Origin of the sequence: Niabella hirudinis (assembly GCF_051201075.1) — a bacterium.
In the GTDB taxonomy this organism is placed as follows: Bacteria; Bacteroidota; Bacteroidia; order Chitinophagales; family Chitinophagaceae; genus Niabella; species Niabella hirudinis.
Genome location: NZ_JBPEHJ010000005.1, coordinates 1 through 24,390, shown reverse-complemented (window position 1 = coordinate 24,390; position 24,390 = coordinate 1). Strand labels below are relative to the sequence as shown.

Annotated in this window: 20 protein-coding genes; 16 read left to right on the top strand and 4 right to left on the bottom strand. The window is 47.5% G+C overall.

The genetic code is table 11. The annotated features are described in order from the left end of the window. Positions 1-266 precede the first annotated feature (266 nt). The 7 genes from GGU45_RS10975 (at position 267) to GGU45_RS10945 (ending at position 5,860) form a co-directional block, all read left to right on the top strand. Complete coding sequence (locus GGU45_RS10975) at positions 267-761, top strand: hypothetical protein (protein WP_435224675.1); 495 nt, start codon at positions 267-269, stop codon at positions 759-761. After that, positions 758-2,470 (top strand): hypothetical protein, encoded by a 1,713-nt coding sequence (locus tag GGU45_RS10970; RefSeq protein WP_435224673.1) that lies wholly within the window; start codon positions 758-760, stop codon positions 2,468-2,470. Before GGU45_RS10975 ends, GGU45_RS10970 begins: the two co-directional genes overlap by 4 nt. 1 nt (position 2,471) lies before the next feature. After that, positions 2,472-3,275: a hypothetical protein gene (locus tag GGU45_RS10965; protein ID WP_435224672.1), complete on the top strand. Its 804-nt coding sequence runs from the start codon at positions 2,472-2,474 to the stop codon at positions 3,273-3,275. Beyond that, complete coding sequence (locus tag GGU45_RS10960; protein WP_435224671.1) at positions 3,272-3,712, top strand: hypothetical protein; 441 nt, start codon at positions 3,272-3,274, stop codon at positions 3,710-3,712. The genes GGU45_RS10965 and GGU45_RS10960 overlap by 4 nt, the downstream gene beginning before the upstream one ends. Before the next feature lie 28 nt (positions 3,713-3,740). Next, entirely contained in the window at positions 3,741-4,304 is a 564-nt protein-coding gene (locus GGU45_RS10955; protein WP_435224669.1) for a hypothetical protein, read from the top strand. A gap of 224 nt (positions 4,305-4,528) precedes the next feature. After that, a complete protein-coding gene (locus GGU45_RS10950; RefSeq protein ID WP_435224668.1) occupies positions 4,529-5,296 on the top strand; it encodes a hypothetical protein in 768 nt (255 codons plus the stop codon). A 111-nt stretch (positions 5,297-5,407) separates the two neighbouring features. Continuing rightward, positions 5,408-5,860: a hypothetical protein gene (locus GGU45_RS10945; protein WP_435224666.1), complete on the top strand. Its 453-nt coding sequence runs from the start codon at positions 5,408-5,410 to the stop codon at positions 5,858-5,860. Positions 5,861-5,963: 103 nt separating this feature from the next. Here the strand turns inward: GGU45_RS10945 and GGU45_RS10940 are convergent, their stop codons facing one another. From GGU45_RS10940 to aspS, 3 genes are all read right to left on the bottom strand, one after another. After that, on the bottom strand, positions 5,964-6,863 hold the full coding sequence (locus GGU45_RS10940; RefSeq protein ID WP_435224665.1) for an alpha/beta hydrolase fold domain-containing protein: 900 nt from the start codon (positions 6,861-6,863) through the stop codon (positions 5,964-5,966). A gap of 89 nt (positions 6,864-6,952) precedes the next feature. Then, positions 6,953-7,303 (bottom strand): hypothetical protein, encoded by a 351-nt coding sequence (locus GGU45_RS10935; protein WP_435224663.1) that lies wholly within the window; start codon positions 7,301-7,303, stop codon positions 6,953-6,955. Between the two features lie 382 nt (positions 7,304-7,685). Further along, positions 7,686-9,512 carry an aspartate--tRNA ligase gene (gene aspS / locus GGU45_RS10930; RefSeq protein ID WP_435224662.1) on the bottom strand — a complete coding sequence of 609 codons (1,827 nt, stop codon included), beginning with the start codon at positions 9,510-9,512 and terminating at the stop codon, positions 7,686-7,688. A 311-nt stretch (positions 9,513-9,823) separates the two neighbouring features. Between aspS and deoC the strand changes: the two genes are divergently transcribed. The 9 genes from deoC to GGU45_RS10885 all read left to right on the top strand — a co-directional run bounded on the left by deoC (position 9,824) and on the right by GGU45_RS10885 (position 23,073). Further along, positions 9,824-10,492, top strand: a complete 669-nt coding sequence (deoC, locus tag GGU45_RS10925; RefSeq protein ID WP_435224661.1) for a deoxyribose-phosphate aldolase — start codon at positions 9,824-9,826, stop codon at positions 10,490-10,492. Between the two features lie 406 nt (positions 10,493-10,898). Continuing rightward, on the top strand, positions 10,899-13,493 hold the full coding sequence (locus GGU45_RS10920; protein WP_435224659.1) for a glycosyltransferase: 2,595 nt from the start codon (positions 10,899-10,901) through the stop codon (positions 13,491-13,493). Between the two features lie 16 nt (positions 13,494-13,509). Continuing rightward, on the top strand, positions 13,510-15,288 hold the full coding sequence (locus GGU45_RS10915; RefSeq protein WP_435224657.1) for an ABC transporter ATP-binding protein: 1,779 nt from the start codon (positions 13,510-13,512) through the stop codon (positions 15,286-15,288). Between the two features lie 369 nt (positions 15,289-15,657). Then, complete coding sequence (locus tag GGU45_RS10910; protein ID WP_435224655.1) at positions 15,658-16,035, top strand: response regulator transcription factor; 378 nt, start codon at positions 15,658-15,660, stop codon at positions 16,033-16,035. 23 nt (positions 16,036-16,058) lie between these two features. Then, the gene (locus tag GGU45_RS10905; protein WP_435224653.1) at positions 16,059-17,147 is read left to right on the top strand and encodes a hypothetical protein; all 1,089 of its coding nucleotides are present in this window, start codon (positions 16,059-16,061) and stop codon (positions 17,145-17,147) included. Further along, positions 17,144-18,568, top strand: a complete 1,425-nt coding sequence (locus tag GGU45_RS10900; protein WP_435224651.1) for a glycosyltransferase family 2 protein — start codon at positions 17,144-17,146, stop codon at positions 18,566-18,568. Before GGU45_RS10905 ends, GGU45_RS10900 begins: the two co-directional genes overlap by 4 nt. Before the next feature lies 1 nt (position 18,569). After that, the gene (locus tag GGU45_RS10895; RefSeq protein WP_435224649.1) at positions 18,570-20,639 is read left to right on the top strand and encodes an LTA synthase family protein; all 2,070 of its coding nucleotides are present in this window, start codon (positions 18,570-18,572) and stop codon (positions 20,637-20,639) included. Between the two features lie 6 nt (positions 20,640-20,645). Then, complete coding sequence (locus tag GGU45_RS10890) at positions 20,646-21,887, top strand: YaiO family outer membrane beta-barrel protein (RefSeq protein WP_435224648.1); 1,242 nt, start codon at positions 20,646-20,648, stop codon at positions 21,885-21,887. Positions 21,888-21,897: 10 nt separating this feature from the next. After that, positions 21,898-23,073, top strand: a complete 1,176-nt coding sequence (locus tag GGU45_RS10885; protein ID WP_435224646.1) for a hypothetical protein — start codon at positions 21,898-21,900, stop codon at positions 23,071-23,073. A 7-nt stretch (positions 23,074-23,080) separates the two neighbouring features. Here GGU45_RS10885 and GGU45_RS10880 read toward each other — a convergent pair whose 3' ends face one another. Then, positions 23,081-24,028, bottom strand: a complete 948-nt coding sequence (locus GGU45_RS10880) for a hypothetical protein (protein ID WP_435224644.1) — start codon at positions 24,026-24,028, stop codon at positions 23,081-23,083. Positions 24,029-24,390 lie beyond the last annotated feature (362 nt).

Here is a 24,390-nt window from a genome sequence, read left to right as displayed (position 1 = left end):
CGTACGCCGGGCTTGTACAACCCGCCACAATTACCGGTGCGCTGCACCTTTATCATTCGTGTTGTCGCTTACCTACTAGGGTCAGCGCTGCGCTGCAGCTTCCAGGAGCAAAAATTAACCTGACGCCTGTGCGATAGCATCGGATCAAATCAGCAAATTTTCAAATTAACACAACAATTCCGTTCATCGATTATTCACCGCCATTTGTCGGGTGGTTTTGAGTATGCGCCAGGGTCTGTATTTCTTTGACATATAAACTTGGAAAGATGAAAAAGGCATGTTTGTTTTTTATTGTGGTCTTCTTTTGGCAGCCGGCATTTTCGCAGATCTGGAAAGAAAAACTGAACCGCGTAAGAGAAAGCGCTGCAGAGAAGGTAAATCGGAAAGTGAATGAAAAAATAAATGAAGGGGTGGATAAAGGTGTGGAGGCGATAGAGGACCTGGCCACAGGAAAAAAGACCAAAAAGAGAAGCCAGGAAAGGCAAGCCTCCGGACGAAACGAAGCACCGGATGCCACCGTTACCCGAACCGAATTTGAAGGCAGGGAGTTGCTTTTTCAGACTTCTATAACCACAGCAGCGGGTAAGGAAAAAATGGAGCATATACTAAGAGAAACGGATGGGGTCAGCAGCGTGAGCATCGACAGTGATACGGGCATCGTTTATGTAACACCTTCCTCTGGAAAGGATATAAGTGCTGCGGTGGCGGACACTATTAAGAAGAACGGATATTCCGTAAAAGCTAAAAACCCTAAGAAATGAGTAGTGTTAAAAAGATAATATACGCCATTGCCTGCTTTTGTATTGCACCGGTTGCGCTGTTTTCGCAGGAAAAAACCGATGGCCTGCCCATTAGCCTGGAGGTTGTTACCGGAAAAGTGTATACGGATGGCGCGGTGCGTTTGCAAGGCACTACTACCAGCCTGGATAAGGACCCCGGGCAGGTAGCCATTGAAATAAAAAAGCCGGATGGAAACAGTGATAAGCTATTTGTACGCGCTGATAAATCGGATGGGGATTTTTTTGTTAAGTATACACCCAAAGCTGTTGGTCGGTACATTGCCACTGCTTTTTCGCCGGACAAGCTGAAAACGGCTACAGCCGAATTTGAAGTGGAAGCGAACTGGGGCAGCCCGGAAGTAATAGAATCGGCCGGCAAGGAGGTGGAAGCAACCATGGCGGCCATAGAATCGGCCACGGAGCAGCTCATTGCTGAAAAGCTGATGAGACCGGATAAAGAGCCGGCTCTTAAGGAAAAAGTAAAGAGGGCAAAGGACCGGTTAAAAGAATACCGCACGGCATTGAACGATCTGAAAGAGGGTCTTGATAACGCCCATAAGATTATTTTAAAATTTCCCGGCTTTGGCCCCTATACAAAAATGCCCGAAAAAGCAGGGGCTGTGGATAGCTACCTGCAGGAACAAAACCAGGAGGTAAAGGGCATTCGTGAAAACCTGGGGTCTGCAAAACTAAAGGGCGAGGACGTTTGCGGACGGCTTCACGCATTGTCTGAAGGATGTGCCCTGTTTTCTTCACTGATGAATATAAAAAGCAAGAAAATTGCTGCGATTATTAAAAATATTGCGATCGATAAGGCCTGGCCGGAATTTTACAAACGGGAAGTGGCTTCTCAAAATCAGCGCGGGGATGCCGAAAACTTTTTGGCGGTACAGGCCGGCAAGGCAATGGCATCTGCCGAAGGGAAATTGTCCAACCTGGCTTCCTTTGACTACGGCGCCGGCGTAATTGGTGATCTAACGCAATTCATCAGCGATCAGGTGCGTAAAGAACTTTGCGGAGAATACAGCGGGGAGCTGGAAGGGGAATATGCGCTGGAATTTAAAAACAACGGTAAACGATACCTATACTACAAATACAAATACGCGGGCAAAATATCATTGATGGCCCGCAAGGAAAAAATGCAGCAGGAAGGCGCCAATTTCAGCGGATACCTGGAGGGAAATATAAATGATGTGGAGTTTGATGATAATATATGGGCGGTGGAAGATAAATCGAAATGGGATGAAGAATATTATAAGCGGCTAAAAATGGTCGTTGTGCCCATTAACCTTAATAAGAATGATCCCGGCTTTGGCGCTATTGTGCGGCAGGGAATGCCCGGAGCATTTTATTTTCCGCTAAAAGGCAAAATCGTTAAAGGAAGAATGATCATCGAACTGTTGCCTCCCATGATGGAACTAAGCGCCACCAATGCCAATCGGACAGCGATTATTGTATCGGATCCCAATAATGCATTTGCCAGGAGAGGCGTACTGTTTACCTATCCGGTTACCACGGCCCGGTTTATTATAACCCGGAGTATGCGGATGGATGATAAAAATCCCAAAACCGAATTGAGTATTAAAAACGAGGCGGAAGGTAATCGTATAGAAGGGAATTTTATGCGTACCGAAACACCCGCGGATACCAAAGTGGATTTTAAACTAAAATTTATAATGAAGCAGGAATAATATGAACAGCAAATTTATACTCCTGATAATCGTGATGTTATCCGGTTCACAGGCAGCGATGGCCCAGCCATCAGAAAAAACGAGGCTCAGTAAAATATCCTTTAAAGGCAATGATTTCATGTCTGAAACCAGCTACGAATATGATGCCCGCCTGCGGATAAAAAAAATAGTGTATAAACAGGACCGGAAACTGCACTACACTATAAGCAATTTTATGTTCAATGAAGAAGGGCAACTGAAGAGCTATATTAAAACATATAACCTGAAAGTTTCACCTCAGAAAACAGCGATTTACTATGATGGCAGCAAGCAGGTACAAAGAATAGAGATTGTAAACACGCAGAAGACGGATAAGCCTGATACAGTGCATGTCTTCAACTTTAGCAGGAACGGTAACCAGTTAGCGATAGAAAGCCGGGTTAGCACCACGGTTTATCACTATGATCCAGCTGGTAATATAAAAAGGATCGGGTTTTCTACCAATGGGGCAGACCCGTTTTTATTTGACCGGTACGATCATAGCCTCAACCCACTGGCGCTTATCGGCGGTTATATAGATGAAACACCTTTAAGTAAAAATAATCATAGCTGGCAGCAGTTGGGTAGTACCCGCTATATTTCGACCCGAAAGATCACCTATGAACAGGTGATGGTACATAAGTATGTGCCGGGCGGACCCAAGATACCTACGCAGTACAGGCAGGGGTTACCACTACAGATAGTGACAAGCTGGTATGATCCTGATGCAAAGAGGACGATCACAACAGAAACGGTTAACTATACGTATACAAACCCTGCCCCATGAACCGAAAACGAACGATATGGCTGGTGGCCTGCTTAATACTGACCGTTGCCGTCTTGTATTTCTCTATGTGTAACAGGAAAAAAGAAGTCATCACAGCGGTATTGCCGCCGCTTCATTTGCAGGGCGGTAGCGTAATGAGCTTTGGAGAAATGACCTGCAAAATATGGGATAACGATACAGAAGACGGGGACACTGTAAAAGTGTTTCTTGATGGTGCATTGATAAAAGATACAATTGAGCTGCTGAGCCAGCCGCTGGAACTGCATTTGGGCAAACTCAGCAAGGGGAAGCACCTGTTTGTAGTGGCTGCCATCAGCGAAGGTATGAGTGCGCCGGCTACGGCATCTATTGGTTTGAACAACGGAAAGGATGTAAGAGAATTTATAATGAACGCCACCAGGGATACCGCTGCGTCCTGGACAATCATCATTCAATAATTTTTAAAAACAGATAAAAAGCAAACAAATGAAACAAATCATTTTTCCCACACTCATTTTTTCGCTGCTGGTTGTAGCCTGCGGTAGCAGCAACTCGGATAAGAAAATAGATCATACGGTAAAAGAAGTCGCTGCAGGCAATGGAATTGAATCCAGCAGTGAAGCGGGCAAAACCGGTAAGTTCAGTTTCGATGGAAAAGAGGTGAGCGCGGAAGTTACCACGCAGTATTTTGGCAGCGATAAGGAAAAGTCTAATTTCTCTGTGTTGTGTCAGCACAATGAAGGCGATGCCGCCAATCCCAATTTTGAACTGCTGCAGGTTACCTTCATCAACGAAATGGATGCCACAGCCAACCCGGCTTTAAAGATCTATGATGGTGGCAGTATGCTCCCGACAACGGAACCGGAGCCGGGCATTGTATCGGTAGCGTTAAGCGGTGTTGGAAATGGCCTCGGCAGTAAAGAATTTACCGGAAGCGGAAAATCTACGGGGCGTATTGTCGTGAAGAACAAAACCGTTGAGCTTAAAGACCTGGTTTTGTTTAATGCCGATGGCGAAAAGAAAGTTGTAAATGCTGTGTTGCCGTTTTAGACTTTAGATGGCAGACTTTAGATGTTAGACGATAGATATTAGACAATAGACATCCGCGTCTAACATCTAACATCCAGCGTCTAATATCCAGCGTATAGTGCCCAGCATCTGTTCTTCATAGAAAATCTCCTTTCATCGATTTTTTATTTCCGTTCACCGGTTGGATTTGTGTGCGACCTCTGCGGCAGGTATTTTCGCTCTGATAAAATTAAAACCATCTGAAAATGAAAAAACTATTTATTGTATGCTTATTAGCCGGTGCCCTTACTGCCTGTAAAAAGGATAAAGATGTTGAGGCAGCACCAGAAAAGACCTGCCTGTTAAAAAAGCGCAGCCACGTGCAGGGCAGCTCTGCCTGGAGCATTGAATACACTTTTGACGCCGGCGGAAAAATGACACAATCGATCTCCTCTGGTTCTTTGGGCAATTATGTGTTAACAGCACAACGGGATAATAGCGGAAGGATTATTCGTGCCGATTTTGATAACGCCACTTATGGCTACAGAACCTATGAATACGATGCAGGCGGGAATCTGGCAAAAATGAATTTTTACAGCCTTCCGGGCGGCTCCATTGTTACCTATACAATTTTTAGCTACACCGCTACCGGTTACGAAGCAACGCGCTACAATCCATCGGGCGGACTTAATGGTAAGGATGTATATCAGTTTACGAACGACAGGAAGAATATAGCCGTACAAAAAAGCTATAACGCTGCCGGAACCCAAACCCAGGAAAAAACATTTACTTATACCAATAAAAGGAGTGAGTACTATGTAGAGCCGGAGCTAACGATGCAGCGGCTGAACTCCGGTTTCTGTAGTCAGAACGGAATTGCCACGGTCACTACCAGGAATCTGCAGGACGGTACAAGCTATACAGAAACCAGGACGCAGGGCTATAATGCTGCAGGGTATGCCATCACATCCAAAGCGGTGTATACAAACGGATTTGCCAACCTGGAGAATAATTTTGAATTGACTGAACGGTAAGCCAAAAAATACCAGGATAGCCATCCCTGGCAAAGCGGCCGCGGCGGATTTTCCACCCTGGTATACGGCGGCGAACAGTTTGAATTTGTTACACCGAAATAATGACAGGAAATGAAGCCGCATCTTTTTTTGATCCTATTGCCCCTGGTTGGCCTGAGAGTACAGGCTCAGAAGAGAACGGCACCTGCATCTCAATTGGTATGGATCAAACAGGTTGCTGTTCAAAACAAGGTAAATGTTTTAGTGGTGGACTATGTTACGATGCTTACCGGATCCAGGGCGGTAAAGGCCGCCCGCCTTGCAGGAGAGGCCGAATTTGAGCTGAGGACCAATGGAGATACGGCCTGGTATGTACCCAATGATTTTTACATTAAAAACCGATCGCGAAAACTCAGAACGCTGCCGGTGGCGGATAGCAGCGGAATACAGCTAATCCGGGAGGGGGGAAGCCGGTTGTATAAAAGTGACCTGGCGCAGTTGAAAAAAGGATATGCCGGCAAACTATACCGGCTGGAGATCGTGTTGGGGAAAATTGTAAAACTAACGGAGGTATATACGCCATAGGAACGTTTAATCAATCATAGATCAATGCCGGTTTTTTAGAGTCACAGACCATGCCGGGGGGTGACAAGTTGCGCAGACTGGGCGGCAGCTTTATCCTTTAAATTTACTGCACATTGGTGTTAAGAAAACCTTGTGCCTTATTGAGACAATCATACCAAATCGCGGGATCGGACCAGCCATGGGTTTGATTCTCATAATAGACGAGCTGGGTATTCACACCGGCACTTTTGAGCTTGGCTTCTAATGTGTAAGATTGTTCTTTGGGAACTACGTCATCCAGTCCGCCATGAAATATAATCGTAGGGGCTGATTGCGCGGTTACATAGTTGAAGGGGCTGCTGTCGTGATACATAGTGGGATTGCTGGATGGAGTGCCGCTCATAAGCATACTGATCAACAGGGCTTCGCCGGGGTCGGAGTTGTTGTATGAATTGTATAAAGCGGCCATGTCATTGGGGCCAAAGAGGTCGATGATCGCTTTTGGTTTAATGGGGCTATTGTATTTGTATCCCTGTAGCATTGCCAGGTGTGCTCCCGCACTGGCACCAGCGAATACCCATTTGTCCGAAATAGTAAAATCCTGACGCCGGTCGTAAATATATTGGATCGCTTTTTTTATATCTTCCTCCTGCGCGGGGAATTTATTCCTAAGGGTAACGCCCTGAAGGCCGGCAAGGCGGTAGTTTAAATTAAATATAGCCCAATCGGGAAGGCGCCTTTTTAGAGAGTCGATCAGCGGGGCATGATCTGCATCTGCTTTATCGCCTTCGGCCCACGCGCCACCATGTATAAAAATAAATACTTTGGTAGCCGATGCAGATCTGCCCGCGGGGAGGTAAATGTCCATTGCCTGAAGGGCGTCCGAACCGTAAGATACATTGGACTTATTATAGGCCTGGGATGGCGGTGGAATAAGGCTGTTATCCGGCTTAAAAGCGTCTTCCTTGTTGCATGCCGTAATGAGGACCGATAAGCAAAGCGTGTATAGAAAAATACGTTTCATTATGATGGGTTTAATAGTCAATGGTGAATGGTGAATAGTCAATAGTTAATGGGGAATGACTCAGGCTGTTTTTGGCTCTGATAGATATTTTACGAAAGATGTTGGGCTTGCTCGTCATGGCTTTGTTTTGATTCGTCAAGAAATTGATAGCTTTCGGCAGCGGGTTTAAGTATGCCAATGATCAGCATTAAAAAAGCAACGGCAAAAACAGTATAACTGATCAGTGAAAGGGTGCCGAGTAATTGCATCGTTCGGAGCCGTTCACCGATATCGTGCTGAATGGACATGGATTTCCGGATCTGAAGCTGACCGATCACATAACTTGCCAGGCAGCTGACAAAAAGGATAACGCTGAGTAGATCTCTTTTTTTGATCAGGTAGTAGAGCAGGGCTCCTAAAATGATCAGTTGTGGTATGCTCCGGAGCAATATTTGCAGCATGGTTTAATATTTGGTCTTAAAAATACAAAAATTTTAAAACCTGGATAGAAGGATGATTCGGTAGAGGTTTCTCGGCAAGCTCGAAACGACGTAAAATTGCTGTCACCTCGACCGCAGCGGAGAGGTCTCTCCGTTATCACCAGGCCGGAGGAATTTTGAGACCTGGTTAGAAGGATAATCACGTAGCGGTTGCCCGGCAAGCTCGAAACGATGGAAGAGTACCGTCACCTCGACCGGGAGCGGAGGGATTTCTCAAATTCCTTTCCGCGGGTTAACAGATCTGTCGTAACGTTGGACATAAAAAAGACCGGTGATCATCCTGATAAGCGATCACCACCGGTCCTACGTATTTGTTCTGTAATGCTGCCGAACGGGCAGCGGGTTATTTCAAATCGATCTTTATCTGCAATTCATCCAGCTGTTTGTTATCGATGGTAGCGGGGGCGTCCAGCATAATATCCCTTCCGCTGTTGTTTTTGGGGAAGGCAATAAAATCACGAATGCTTTCGCTGCCGCCCAGGATGGAGCACAGACGGTCGAACCCAAAAGCGATACCGCCATGCGGAGGGGCGCCATATTCAAAAGCTCCCAGCAGGAACCCGAATTTATGCAGTTGTTCTTCCTCGTCCATGCCCAGGGCCTCAAACATTTTTTGCTGCAGTTCTTTCTGATAGATACGGATACTTCCGCCTCCGATCTCGTTCCCGTTCAGGATCATATCATAGGCGTTGGCCTTGATATTGGCATACGGATGTTTGAGGTATTCTGCTGCATTTTCAATCCGGGGATTATTGCCGATCATGGTTGCAATATCCGATGGCTTGGGTGAGGTGAAGGGGTGGTGCCGGGCAACCCAGCGGTTATCTTCCTCGGCGTATTCAAAGAGCGGAAAATCCAGTACCCAAAGCAATTTGAATTCGTTTTCTTTCCGCAGTCCCAGGCGTTTGCCCATTTCGAGGCGCAGCTCGCTCATGGCCTTGCGGGTACGTTCTTCCGCGCCGGCCAGCACCAGTATCAGATCGCCCGGCCGGGCCCCCGTAGCTGTTGCAATGGCTTTGAGCCGGTCTTCATTGTAAAATTTATCTACACTGCTTTTGAAGCTGCCATCGGCATTGCATTTGATAAATACCAGGCCCTTCATCCCGATCTGGGGCCGCTTTACCCATTCGGTGATCTCATCCGTTTGCTTGCGCGTATATTCGCTGCAGCCGGGAACGGCGATGGCCAGTACGGTTTCCGCATCATCAAACACACCAAAGCCGGCGTCGGTAATCAGGTGGGTATTATTTTGTTTTCCGCCAAATACATGCGAGGGATATTTCAGGTTCAGCAGCTGCATGCCAAAACGGATATCCGGCTTGTCGTTGCCATATTGCCACATCGCTTCTTCCCAGCTCATGCGTTCAACGGCTTCGGTATAATCGATGCCTTTAACGGCTTTGAAAATATGTTTGATCAGGTTTTCGAACATATTCAGGATGTCTTCCTGTTCCACAAAGGCCATTTCACAGTCGATCTGTGTAAACTCCGGCTGGCGGTCTGCACGCAGATCTTCATCCCGGAAACATTTAACGATCTGGTAATACCGGTCGTACCCGCTTACCATTAGCAACTGCTTAAAGGTTTGGGGAGACTGGGGAAGGGCATAGAATTCACCCGGGTTCATGCGGGAGGGAACCACAAAGTCACGGGCTCCTTCGGGTGTGGATTTGATCAGGAAGGGGGTTTCAATATCCATAAAACCCTGCTCGTGCAGGTAATTTCGGGTGGCGCGGTTTACCGAATACCGTAACTCCAGATTTTTCTTCACCGCATTGCGCCGCAGATCCAGGAAGCGGTATTTCATCCGCAGGTCATCGCCGCCATCGGTATCGTCCTGGATGGTGAAGGGGGGCGTGATGCTTTTATTCAGGATGGAGAAGCGGTCTACGAGGATCTCAATATCGCCGGTGGGAATATTTTTATTCTTATTGCTCCGCTCATTTACTTTTCCGGTAATCTGCAACACAAATTCCCGGCCCAGCGGGCTGGCATCCAGCTGATCATTCAGGGTCTCAGAAAACAACAATTGTGTAATGCCATAACGGTCGCGAAGGTCCACAAAGGTAATGCTGCCAAACTTGCGGACGGTTTGTACCCAGCCGGCCAGCGTTACCTCATTATTAATGTCTGCGATTCTTAGCTCACCGCAGTTTTTAGTACGAAACATGCTTGAAAATTTCCGCAAAGATAGCGTTTTGAGGAACCGTTTAAAGTTTCAGGTTTAAAGTTTCAGGTTTGAGGCACGTATTTGTTCGGGGTTTGAAGTTTAAAGATTAGGGTTGGATTCGTTTTTATGCTTGAAGCCAGACACAAGATACCAGATATCTGTCATCTATAGAATATCGACCGGAGGAGGTTCATGGCGCTGTAACGGCATCTCAATTTTCACTCCCGATAGCCATCGGGATCCACATTCTCACATTTTCAAATTCTGAGCAGCCGGAAATCTGTAGGTTTGCAGTCAAAAAAAGAGTAGTCATGGACATTGCTAAATATATAGATCATACCATTCTGAAACCCACAACCCTGGTAAGTGATATAGAAAAATTGTGCAGCGAGGCAAAGGAATACGGTTTTGCCGCCGTTTGTGTACCGCCGCCTTTTGTAAGGCTGGCCAGGGCCCTTCTTGTGGATTCCGGGGTGAAAACGGCAACCGTCATCGGTTTTCCCTTTGGCTATTCCGCAATTGAGGCAAAGCTGGCGGAAGTATTGCTGGCTTTGGTAGATGGAGCCGATGAACTGGATATTGTCATCAACCTGATTGCGCTAAAAAATAACGACTGGCAGTACCTGGCTAACGAAATCAACCACCTGATGCCCGTGATCCGGGAAAAAGGCAGGGTGATCAAGATCATTATTGAAAGCGGTATATTAACCGATGAAGAAATTATTAAATGCTGTGAATTATATGGTGCGGCAGGCATCGACTATTTAAAAACCTCAACAGGGTATGCGGAAAAAGGAGCCAGTGTACATGCGGTGCAGCTATTTAAGAAACACCTGCCCCCCCATGTGCAGATAAAAGCCAGCGGTGGTATACGCGACTATGCTTTTGCAGAAGAGCTGGTGAAAGCTGGCGCCACCCGCCTCGGCTGCAGTGCCGGGGTTGCCATTGTGAAAGGGGAGCAAGGAATGGAAAGTTATTAACGGCGGATACCGGTAAATTGCTTTCAGCTACTTTTATAAAAAAAAGCCCTCCATCTTTGGATGCTATTAATTTTTTTTTATATTTTTGAACAGGCTTTTGAGATATCAATAGTGTACCCTTAATTTTTTTAGTCCAAAAGCTCCAAGCCTCTTTTTCAGATCACATAACCTTGAAGATGATAAGTGAAGTTCTACCTCCGGGAGCGTTGCGCTGTTATCTTTAATGGGCCTGCATGTATAGCAGAGAAACAGGGGGATAGGCCGGGATGTATTCTTCTTTGAGAACCCCCGGGCATTAGTGAATATTAACCTTTGCAGGAAACGCACAGTTGCTGATACGGATGGTATCGGGACTTAAAAGCCTTCTTTTCCGATTTTAGTAATGCAAAACTTTAAAGGTTAAGAAATGGAAACCAAAACAGATGAACCAAAAACTGTTGAGCGCCCCAAGGTTAAGGGGAAATTTATTTTTTGCGGCAATAAAAAGTACTTCATAAACGGGGTTACCTACGGAACCTTTGCGCCGGATAGCGAGGGACATCAGTTTCCCCCCCTTTGGCAGGTTGAGCAGGATTTCCGGTTGATGCAGGCCAGCGGTGTCAACAGCGTGCGGGTGTATACGGTTCCGCCGGTCGGATTACTGGATCTGGCTGCACAATATGACCTTAAAATAATGGTCGGTCTGCCGTGGGAGCAACATATTACTTTTCTTGATAAATATACCCGTGGGGAAATTATACAACGCGTAGGGAAAGCCGTAAAAGCTTGTAGGCAACACCCGGCCATCTTATGTTACACGATCGGCAATGAGATCCCTGCCACCATCGTGCGATGGTATGGGAAAAGAAAAGTTGAGGAGTTTTTACGCCTGTTATTTGACACGGTAAAACTTGCTGATCCGGAAGGATTAGTGACCTATGTCAACTACCCGACCACGGAATATCTCGATCTTGATTTCCTGGACTTTTACAGTATCAATGTTTATCTGGAAACGCCCGAGAAATTGTCGGGTTACCTGGCGCGCCTGCACAATTTGTGTGGCGACCGACCCCTATTGCTTGCGGAAATGGGACTGGACAGCCAGCGCAATGGGGAGGCGCAACAGGCGGCAACGATCGGCTGGCAGATACAGATGGTATTTGGAAAAGGATGCGCCGGACTTTTTGTTTTCAGCTGGACCGATGAATGGTGGCGGGGAGGGTTGGAGATCCTGGATTGGGATTTTGGAATTGTTGACCGGCAGCGAAGGCCAAAGCCGGCGATGGCCGTGGTTGCAGAAACCTTTTCAGCAATACAGAAAAGTATTAACCCCGCACCTATAAGTTTTTCCGTTGTTGTATGCTCTTACAACGGAGGAAAAACAATCGCGCAGTGCCTGGAGGGAATTCTGCAATTGAATTATGACAACTATGAGGTGATTGTGGTAGACGATGGTTCCCGTGATAATCTGGCCGAGATCGTGAACCGGTACCCTGTTCAACTGATCCGTACTCCCAACAAGGGGCTCAGTAATGCCCGTAATACCGGCATGAGGGCCGCAACCGGCGAAGTGATTGCATACATCGATGATGATGCTTACCCTGATCCGGACTGGCTGAATTATTTATCTTATGCCTTTACGCATGGTGATTATGTTGCCGTTGGCGGCCCCAACCTGGTGCCCGCTGAAGATGGCGATCTCGCGGCCTGTGTAGGCTGCGCCCCGGGCGGTCCCCTGCAGGTTTTGATTACGGATGAAATTGCCGAACATATTCCGGGTTGCAATATGGTGATCCGCCGACAGGCCCTGATGGACATCGGAGGATTTGATCCGCGCTATCGTGCCGCCGGTGATGATGTTGATGTTTGCTGGCGACTACAGGAGGCCGGTGGTACCATTGGCTACCATCCGGGTGCTATGGTGTGGCATCATCGCAGAAACTCATTTCGAGCCTACTGGAAACAGCAAAAGGGTTATGGAAAAGCAGAAGCCTTGCTGGAACAAAAATGGCCGGAGCGGTATAATGCATTGGGTCATTATAATTGGGGGGGGAGCATATACGGAGCGGGTACCACTTTCCCGATATCCTGGAAAAAGAAAAAGATCTTTTTTGGCAGCTGGGGCAGCGCACCCTTCCAATCGGTATACAGCTCATCCGGGGGGTGGTGGGGATTGATCCCGCTAATGCCCGAGTGGGGATTGCTGTGTGCCGTACTCGCAGCTGTGGGGTTTTTGGGCTTTGCATGGCCGGTGTGGTTTAGCGCGTGGATCGTATGGGCCATTTGTGTGGCGGCTTCATTCATACAGATCGTTTACAGTGCAGCAAAGAACTGGAAGGCCAGCAAAAGGCTGGGGAGCCGCTATAAATACCTATGGACCATTATGGGGCTTCATTTAGTGCAGCCGGCGGCACGCCTGATCGGCCGTGTACAGCATGGTTTAACGCCCTGGAGAAAACGCGGGGGAAACGCTGATGCTCCCACTGCTACAAAAACGGCAACGAGAGGATGGGCTGTCTGGTCTGAGACCTGGAAAGCTCCCCATGAATGGCTTACCGGATTGGAAACCAATTTGACGACATCGGGTGCACAGGTAAAGCGGGGGCATACGTTCGATCGCTGGGACCTGGAGTCTATCCATCATTTAATGGTTGCTATGCGTAGCACGGTACTGGTTGAGGAACACGGACAGGGCAGGCAATATCTTAAATTGAAATTCCGGCCTCGTTTTTTCCGTTTGCCGGTCGCGATCGGTATTTTGCTTTTGGCGGCAGGAACTTTCGCTTTGTTGCGGCAGCAATGGACAGGTGCTGCACTACTGACCGTGCTGCTGCTCGTGCTCATCAACCTGATTTGGAATGGATACCGGCAATCGCTGGGCAAAGTAACAGCTGCTTTTCATCAGTTGCAGTTTGATACAATTCCGGTGGCGCCGGCGGTGGGTGAGGTGGTCATTGTGCCAAACATTCAGCCGGAACCCGGAAAAACCTCGCCGGCACTGCTTTCCGTTGAATCTCAATAACAATAATTCCCCGTAAATGGCAACAAAAAAACGAGCTTTATTTATTCGGGTGCTTCTTCAGGCGCGGCCTTACTGGCCGCTCCTGAGTGTGATCGTACTGCTGAACGTTTTGGCCGTATCTCTTGTTCTGCTCAAACCGCTTGGATTAAAGATCCTGATCGACAGTGGTTTTAATCATGCGCCATTGCCCGGTTTCGTCACCCAATTTTTTCGGGGAAGTACTGATTTCAGAACAGTGGTACTGCTTTCGGTGGCTTTGGTAATGGGAATCGCATTACTGGAGAACTGTTACAAACTGGTAATTTGGCTGCTCAATACGGTCGCTGGTGAAAAGCTGGTACTCCGGTTTCGCAGCAGCCTCTTTGATCATGTACAGCGGCTATCGCTCGCACACCATGACAATATGGGTACTGCAGACGCTTTATACCGCATTCAGTACGATGCCGCCAACATCAAGACTTTGTTGATTGTCAACATTATGCCGCTCATAACATCTTCGGTAACCTTATTGGCCATGTTGGCTGTAATGTTTTCGATTAATGCCACCTTTTCGCTGATGCTGTTGGGAGTGATTCCCCCACTTGTATTACTGATCCGCAAATCTGCCACTAAGTGGAAACGGCAATGGAATGCTGTAAAGACGAGTGAAAGCAGTGCCATGTCGGTAATGAATGAGGTGTTGGGGGCCATACGGATTATCAAGTCGTTTGGCAGAGAGAGCATAGAGGCGGAGCGGTTTACCGATCGGGCAAATGAAGTGGTGGATGGCCAGATGCGCGTGGCACGTGCCAGCGCATGGTTCTATTTTGTGGTAGGGATGTTGTTTGCAATAGTAACAGCGCTGTTTATGTATGTAGGCGCTTATGATATTCACAATAATCGCATGACGCTGGGTGAGCTGACCATAATTCTCGCTTATGTAGCGCAGATATACGGGCCGATAGATGTTATTACACGAAACATATCCGATATCCAATCTTCACTCACAAGTATTAAACGTGCTTATACCCTGTTTGATGAGCCCCAGGAATTTAACGCTGCTATGCAACATATTCCCTGCCCGGCTATCGGGGGCCGGTTTTCACTGAAAGATGTATCGTTTGCCTATGATCCGGCAAAGACGGTATTGTCTGGCATCAACCTGGAATTACAGCCCGGCGACCGCCTGGGCATTATCGGCTCAACCGGCTCGGGGAAATCTTCGCTGCTGAGTTTATTGTTGCGATTTCATAGCCCCTCTTCCGGAACGATAGAACTCGACGGGACTGATATAGGCACCATCAAACTTTCCGACTACCGCAACCAGTTTGCTATCGTGCTGCAGGAACCCTTACTGTTATCCACGACTATTGCGCAAAATATTGCGTATGGCCGGCCGGAAGCATCGCGCGAAGAAATTATTAAAGCTGCCAAAAATGCCAATGCGCACGAGTTCATTATGAATTTACCTGCCGGTTATGATACACAAGTGGGCGAAAGAGGCGCAAAATTGTCGGGCGGCGAAAGACAACGCATTTCCATTGCCCGGGCCTTTATCAAAAATGCACCCATCTTGCTGCTCGATGAGCCTACCAGTTCCTTAGATATGCATACCGAGCAGCTGGTTATTGAGGCGATTGAACGGTTGGTGGAAGGGCGCAACACCTTTTTGGTTACCCATCGCCTTGATACACTACGGTTATGCAATATTATCCTGCACCTTGAGAAAGGAAAGATCGTTGATATCGTCAGAGATCCTGACCCTTCGTACCTGGAAGGCAAAAAAACGTTGTATACACAACAATTACAGCTCTGACCCGGCGTCCGCGCGATGCAGCATTACCGAACTTATTTCCAGCAGATTTGTGGGGATCCCGATGGCTCCTGTGTGGGTCAGGTTAAGAAAAGTAACCGGGTTTTATAGCGGCTATTAGGGTGCAGCGGATCTCAGCCAGAGTTGCTCTGTGGGGCAACCTGTCTAAAGCGGCTCCATAGGGCCTCGTGTTTGCGCCGGGAAAGCCTCCTGAAATACGTTTGCCTACGCTTTGCCATAAATAAAGCTGTTTTATATATCTTTGTTGCAATTGTAAAATCACCAGTAACGGTCCTCTAAAATGCAATTTCGGTACTGGCCCTCTTTTACATAGCACATTTATTTAATTTATATAGTTTAAAAAACTAAACTATGAAAATTTTACTTGTTGAAGATGCAACAGCTTTGTTGCGCGCTATTGAGTTGAAGCTGAAAAAAGTCGGGTATGAAGTATACCCGTGTTCGGACGGCAGGCAGGCACTTCAGGAGTTGGAGTCCTTTGCCCCGGACCTGGTTATTACAGATATTATGCTGCCCTTTGTATCCGGCCTGGAAGTATTGACTGCTGCAAAAGCCAAAAGCAAAAAGATGGCGGTTATTGTATTCTCTGCAATGGGGCAGGAGAACGCGGTGGAAGAAGCTTTTTTGCTGGGGGCAGATGATTATGTTGTAAAACCCTTTGGCCTGAAAGAGCTGGAGATGCGGATAAAAAAAGTAATGGGCGCCATGAATGTAGATGCTAACTCCTGATCATATAACCTTTTTTTATTGTTTTGTATTGGTTGTTATCCATATTTGACCTACTGGGCCCCGGGATGTTTTATGCAGTAGCCGCCCTCTTTGGGACGCTTATTGTTGTATTGCTTATTTTAATTTACTGGAATCTCTATCAGCGCAAACAGGCCTATTTTCGACCCGCGTCATTTCGCATGGGGTTTGAGTTATGGGTGAGCAAGCTGGTGTTGGAAGATGAAACCCCCGGTCCGCTCCGGATCCCGGCCAAGTTTAGGAAGCATTTGAAACAACGGGATAAACGCCAGTTTGCACTTAACTGTTTAATTGAATTAAGAAAGAGCGTTGCCGGAACGGTTGGTGATAAAGTTGCCGCCCTTTACCTGGAGCTGGGTTTTAAGGAGGATTCTGTCAGAAAACTTAACAGCCCGGTATGGCATGAGAAAGTGAAGGGCATCAACGAACTGTCCGTCATGAAGCAGGAAGATATGAATACGCGGATCTTTAAGCTGACCAACAACCGCAACAAATACATCCGGCGGGAGGCCCAAACTGCCATGTTCAATTTTTACGGATTCGGAGGACTGCGTTTCCTCAATGTGTTAACACATTCCCTTTCCGACTGGCAGCAGCTGAACCTGATAGAACAGCTGCGTCCGCTTAACCCGGAACCCATTCCCGGACTGGACGGCTGGCTGCAATCGGACAACGACACTGTCGTCATTTTTGCATTAAAACTTGCAGAGATCTACCAGTGTTTTGAGGTGCACGATGAAGTGGTAACCTGCCTGGCACACGAAGAAGAAGCGGTAAGAGGCCAGGCCGCAAAAACACTGAAGGAGATTGCTGAAGATGCCACCGCCGCTATCTTGTGCGGCCGTTATACTTCCGAAACTATAAGGAATAAGATCGTTATTTTAAACAGCCTGGTTACTATTGCCGGCGATGCACAGCTATCATTCCTTGTGAATGAGCTGGAAGCGGCAAACGATTTTCTGAAATTAGGGGCGGCCCGGGTAATCGCATCCTGCTGTACCGGTGGCTGGAGGCTGCTCGAAGAGAAAGCGCTGCAACAACCGTTGCCATACCGCAATGTTTATAATCATTTAAGATTTGAGCTAATAAGATGAACTGGTGGGTCTTTATATTGGAGGCATTTGCTTTTGGGATATTTTTATATTCCACGGTGCTTTTTGCTTTTTATGTTTTTATCGGCATTTTTTCCATTGGGGAAACCCGCAAATACATTCATCAGAACAGGATAACGGATTACCGGATAATTGCATCCTCTTTACACGCACCCTCCGTAAGCATTATTGCACCTGCCTATAATGAAGGCCTGACCATTGTGGACAATGTGCGCTCCCTGTTGTCGATCTATTACTATAACCTGGAGGTGATTATTGTAAACGATGGCAGCAAGGACGATAGCCTGCAAAAGCTGATCGATGCCTACCAGCTTGAAAAGGTCGATTTTTTTGTTCCCAGCCAGATACCTACAAAAGCGATAAGAGGCGTGTATAAAAGCCGGAACCCGGTGCTGCGGAAAGTAGTGGTGGTGGACAAGGAAAACGGAGGCAAGGCCGATGCGCTCAATGTAGGGATCAATATAGCGGGAAACGATTATATCATTTGTATTGATGTGGACTGTGTGCTGGAGCAGGACGCCATTTTAAAAATGGTAAAGCCCTTTATGGAAGCCACCAGCGAAAGGGTGATTGCATCGGGAGGAGTTATCCGTATTGCCAACTCATCTATTGTTGAGAATGGCAGTCTTGTAAAAGTGAAATTACCGGCGGAGTATCTTCCCCGGATGCAGACACTGGAATATATTCGTGCATTTTTGCTGGGGCGGATGGCCTGGAGCCGGCTTAACGGGCTGCTGCTGATCTCCGGCGCATTCGGCGCATTCGACAAGGAAATCGTCATTCAGTGCGGGGGGTACAATAAGAACACCGTGGGCGAAGATATGGAGCTGGTGGTACGCATGCGGCGTTATATGGAAGAACGGAACGAACCGTATAAAGTGACCTATATCCCTGATCCACTATGCTGGACAGAAGCTCCCGCATCTTATAAAGTGCTGGGCCGGCAGCGCAACCGGTGGATCCGCGGTACTTATGAAACATTAAAGTTTCACCGGGTTATGTTTTTTAACCCACGATACGGGTTGCTGGGTATGTTGAGCTATCCCTATTGGTTCTTTTTTGAACTGCTGGCCCCCGTTATTGAGTTTCTGGGATTTACCGCATTCCTGGTTATGGTATTTGCCGGATATGTTGATTGGGAACTGTTTTTTGCGATGCTTGCCGTGATTATCGGTTTCAATTACCTGTATTCCGTATTTGCGGTCTATATGGAAGTGAAAACCTATAACCAGTACCGGCGAAGAACGGATATTGCCAAACTATTGCTCACGAGCATGAGCGAGCCGTTTAATTTTCACCCCTTTGTTGTCTGGAGCAGTATCCGGGGACTGATTGATGTTTTTAGAAACCGGCATAGCTGGGGCGACATGGTCAGGGAGGGATTTGATAAAAAGCGTTCATAAAATGAAGCACTCCTACAAACCCGTTAAAAAAGAATCATTCTTCTACAGGCAATTAAAAAACTCCTGTAAAGATTTTGTGCCGCAGTTTATGGTGCTGGCCGGCTTATTTGTGGTGCTGCGTTTTATTGAAATGGGGTACGACAGTTACCGCCATGGCTTTAACGGGTTTTTCGCACGGGTGTTGTTGACCGGGCTGCTCAAGGATCTTGCTTTTTTGACCGGTATCGGCTTCCTGCTCTTTCTGGTTTATTTGGGATGCTATATGATCAGCCGGAAGCTGGCCTCCATTGTTTTTGTGGTGCTGGGCAGCGCCTTGTGCCTGGTGCAGCTGGCATTGGTCTTTTATTTTCAGCAGTCGCTCAATTTGCTGGGTGGCGACCTGTGGCAGTATAAGTTTTCGGATATCCGGCAAACCGTAAGTGCTGCGGGGGTAGGCATCGGAGCCCCGGTAGCCCTGGTAGCGATGCTGGGCCTGATCCTGTGCGGCCTTGTATGGCTACCGCGAAAGATAAAGCTGCCACCGGGCGCCGCTTACGGGGTGGTGCTGTTCTTTGCCCTGCTCCTGCCTTTTCATCCCGCTTTGCTTGCTTCAAAATTGCATCCGGGAAATGAATACGCCAATAACCTGTCGGCCAATAAATCGTATTATTTTTATTCGGGGTCGATGGGGTATTTCAATCCGCAGGAGCCGCCAACAGACATCTACAGCGATTTTTATTCGGGAGATTATAATACGGGCACAGCAACCCCGGACTCATTCCCGGCCTTTAAATATGTGGATGAAGCCCGCTATCCTTTTCTGCACCCGGAAGACACACCAGACCTGCTTTCACCATTTTTCAGAAAAACCGACAGCCTGCCGGACCTGGTGATTATCATCGTGGAGGGACTGGGTACCGCATTTGCCAACAGCGGAGCCCGCCTGGGTAATTTCACCCCGTTCCTGGATTCCCTTTCGCAAACGGGGCTTTACTGGGAGAATTGTTTGAGCACTTCAGGACGTACGTTTTCTGTGCTTCCCAGTCTTTTAGGATCGTTGCCCTTTGCAAAAAGTGGTTTTGCGGAACTGGGTGCATCCATGCCGCCGCACCTGAGTTTACTGTCCTTGCTAAAACACAATGGATACAACACGTCATTTTATTATGGCGGTGATGCCCGTTTTGATAATATGGATCTTTTTATGCAGAAGAATCATATCGGCGTTATCAGGGACATAAAAAGTTTTCCTGCAGGCTACCGGAAATTACCGGCGGCCAGCTCCGGGTTTTCATGGGGGTATGGGGATAAGGAATTGTTCCGTTGGTATTTAAATTCGCAGGAGCCCGCCTCACCAGTGCCCAGGGCTTCCGTATTACTTACCGTTGCTACTCATAGCCCGTTTTTGGTAAACGACCAGGAAGCTTACTATGAAAAGTTTGAACAGCGGTTGACAGACCTGCATTTTCCGGAATCCGAAAAACAAAACGCCCGCAACTACCGGGATCAATATGCCAGTATCCTGTACGCCGATGACGCCCTGCGCGATTTTTTTGCAGCATATAGCCGGAGAGCCGGTTTTGGCAATACCATCTTTCTGGTCACCGGCGACCACCAGATGCCGGAACTGCCTTTGAACAGTAAGATCGATCGCTATCACGTGCCGCTCCTGGTATGGTCGCCGCTCCTGAACAGGGCATCCCGGTTTTTACCGGTAGTGACGCATTTTGATGTAACCCCATCCCTGCTGGCTTTTTTAAAACAGAACTACTCCCTGCAGATACCATCGCTGGTTAGCTGGATCGGATCGGGGCTGGATACGGCGCGAATGTTCCGGAATATGCATTCCTACCCGCTGATGCAGGATAAGAATGACATGGTCGATTTTGTGGAGGGTAACTACATGATCGATATGAATAGCTTGTTTGAAATGAATCAGCGGCTTGACCTGGTACCGCGTGATTCAAAAGAGCTCCTAAACCGGCTTAGCGGCGCCTTTGACCGGTTTAAACGAAAGAACCGGCAGATTATTGACGGCGCTGGTCTGATCCCAGATTCCATATACCAGGCGTATACAACAGAAAAACAAAAATGATCCACTATGCCCATAAAATATCCTTTGCTATGGCTCCTGCTTTTTACCGGCTTACGGGTGGGTGCGCAGGCAGATACCACCACATCTGATGGTCTCTTCCAGGCTGCCCGGCATGCGGCTTTTGATAAAAAAGATTATCCGCTGGCAAAGCGCTATGCCGCAAAGGCGCTGGAGCTGAGCCCAAAATATGCAGAAGTGCGGGTTTTCCTGGGGCGGCTGTATACCTGGGAAAAACAGCCGGACAGTGCGCGTGCATGCTTTGATGATGTCCTCAATGATGAGCCGGGCTACGAGGATGCGGCCATTGCCTATACCGATCTGGAGTACTGGAGCGATAACAACGCCGCGGCCCTGGAACGGGCAAATGCCGGGTTGCAATACCATCCGGCCTCGGAAGAACTGCTGCTCCGGAAGGCAAAAGTACTTGCGGCCCTGCATCGCTACGGGGCCGCAGGAAATATTGTGGACAGCCTTCTGAAAAAAAATAACAAGAATGCGGCAGCCCTGGCATTGGGCAACAGCATCAGAGAAGAGCGCTCCTTAAACCGGGTGGGCATTTCCTACGACTATGTCTATTTTGATAAACAGTTTGATAACCCCTGGCATCTTGTAAGTATGGATTACGGACGGCGCACAGGAATCGGTACGGTAGTCGGACGGGTGAATTATGCAAACCGCTTCCGCGATGATGGTATCCAATTTGAAGCAGATGCCTATCCGCGGATTTCGAAGACCTTTTACCTGTATATGAATGCAGGCTACTCCAACAATGTAGGCGTTTTCCCCCGGTGGCGTGCAGGGCTTTCGGTGTACGCCAACCTGCCCAAAAGTTTTGAGGCGGAACTGGGTATACGGCACCTGTATTTTACATCGGCCACCAATGTTTACACAGCCTATCTGGGTAAGTACTACAGCAGTTTTTTGTTTGGCGCCCGGGCCTACTTTGTACCTTCCAAAACCAGTAAGAACTCCGTATCCTACAACCTGCTGGGCCGCTATTATTTTGGTGGGGCCGATGACTACATCGGGTTAAATTTAGGAACCGGCATTTCGCCGGATGAACGTTATCTGAACCCGCAGCTGAATATTGCCTACCCACTCAAAACATATAAAGCCGCCCTCGATTTCAGGCACGCTTTCAAATTGAATATTGTTACATTGAGCGCCTCCCTCATCAACCAGGAGTATATGCCGGATACCAAAGGAAACCAGGTTCAGGCCGGTATCGGATACATCCGGCGGTTTTAAAAAGACAGATATGAAACGGAATCGCAGGTATGCTTATTTTTTTCCCTGGGTGTTGCTCCTCATCCCGCTGCTGATGTGGTTTTTGTGGTTGCTGACACCCAAAAAACAACTGGTGGTAGCCATCATCGACAAAACAGTGCTGACGCCGGAAGGGCAGGAGCATATTTCGCTGACCTGGATCTTAAATCATTACCGGTTTACAAAAGATGCCCGCCATCTGTATAGCGTAAGCGATGACTACTTTGGTTTTTTCCCAAAGGAAAATGAAAAATTCAGGGTAAAGGGGTTGGAACGTTTTGACGCATCACTGCTCGACAAACTGAGCAACGATGCGGATCTGGCCTATTATACCGATGCTTACGGCATTTTCTCCAATGAGTGGTATCTGAAAAAGAATATGGCGGAGCGCTCCGGTACCGTATACGGAGGGCTCAGCGTGCAGGATATAGACTTTATGGAAAAAATGAAGCAGAAGAAAAAGCTGGTTCTGGCGGAGTTTAACACCATCGGGTCACCTTCTGCTGCTGCGGAGCGGTATCGTTTTGAACAGTTATTTGCGCTTAAATGGACGGGTTGGATCGGACGGTATTTCAGCCAGCTGGACACCGTAAAAAATAAGAATATTCCGCATTGGCTGATAAAAGGATATATGAGCCGGCACAATAACAGCTGGCCGTTCAAAAATGAGGGCGTTGTTTTTGTGGGCGAAGGCAATACCATTGTGGTATTGGAGGCTGGTAAAGACCTTTTGTCGCCCCTGCCATATATGGTTACCGAAAAAACATTCCGGGAGCATTATCGCCTTCCGGAGAAGGTGAACTATTCCTACTGGTTTGATATTGTGATTCCGGACAGCAGCGTCAACAAGGTTCATGCAAGCTTTACCCTGGATCTTACGGATGCGGGAAAGGAGGCATTGCGGCGCAACGGTATTCCCACTGTCTTCCCCGCCGTTCAGTCGCACAGGGGAAAGGATTACCAGTTCTGGTATTTTTCGGGCGATTTTTGTGACAACCCTATATCGTTTAATACCTCCTATTTTAAGGGGATAGAGCTGTTTAAATTTTTATTTATGAACCGGATGGATCACACACAGCGCAAAAGTTTCTTCTGGCGCTTTTACCGGCCGCTTGTTGGCACGATCCTGAAGGAATACTATGCTGAAAAAAGCAAGTCTGCGCACTAAGCTGGTCTTATTTCTTCATATCGTACCATGATTTTATATGGTGTACAGATACACCAAAGTTGCTGTTGCCGCAAAGCGCCGGTAGCTTTTGAAATTCCCTGTACATATAGGCTTTGCCTTCTTCAAAATAAGTAACCGCATCGCCTTCTTTTGAAGAAGCTGTTTCGGCGCCTAAAAAGATTTGTTTGTTTTGGGTGCCTGCAAAAGCGAGCTCCTCTTTTGATACATCATACATCTTTGCAGCCGTATCGCGGTACGACATAATAAAGACGCGGGTAGCTGCACTGATCACCGCTTCGTACAGCCGGCGCTGCTGACCCTGGTATTGTACCATATCATCCAGCCAGAAGGGGATGTCAAAATCAAGATTCCCGGCTCCGGTGTATTGTGAACAAACCCAGCTTACAAAATCGATATATTGTTGCATGATCGTTGCCCGCTGCTGGGCGAAGTCGGGGTCCTGGTGCGGTTCTACATCCAGGTGAACACCCGAGAAGCGTTGGGCGCTGCTTACTGAATTCTGGTATTGTGTATATTGGTTCATTAGGGTAATAAAGCCCGTACGATCATGGATCCAGCGGTAATCGCCTGCAAGAAGAAAAACTTTGATGCCCTTGCCGGCCGCCTTTTCGATAAACCCGCTGGTTGCTGATGAAAAGTCAACTGTATAAAAATAAATTTCGGTAACGCCGTTTTGTCCTGCAAAATCTAAATAACGATCCCAGTAACGCTTGTTTACGCTCCACCACCAGGTACCCAAGGGGGCAATTCCGGCCGACAGCGCCAGGCTAACCGGTTTGTTTTTCAGCTGCATTTGGGGGGTATTGCCCGATGCGGGATCATGTATTTCCATTACATCTCCCGGATGCTTGCTACAGGCGGTTAACAGGAGCACGGCAAACAAACAATAACATAAGCCCGTTGCGGCTGTTTTCTTAATATGCTTTTTATACATAAGATTTGCAGTTGATTTTTTTTACAGTGGTTACATAAAAGGCATTGCATAATGCAATCGTTTGGCGAAGGTACTATAATCCCCGAATCTGAATACCAAATACCAAAGCCGATGTCTGATGTCTGATGTCTGATGTCTGATGTCTGATGTCTGATGTCTGACAAGACCTACTAATATACGAAGAACCCGGTTAATATTGACTCAAACTTCAAATATCAAACTACTGGTGTCCGGTAAAATTATTAAATGTGGAAATCAGGGTGTCAAAATTCAATAAATACGGGTTTTGTCTGCTGTAAAATAATTTACAAGCCCCTATGTTGGAGCAAACAGGTTGCATTGAGATGTTTTCCCGTGATTTT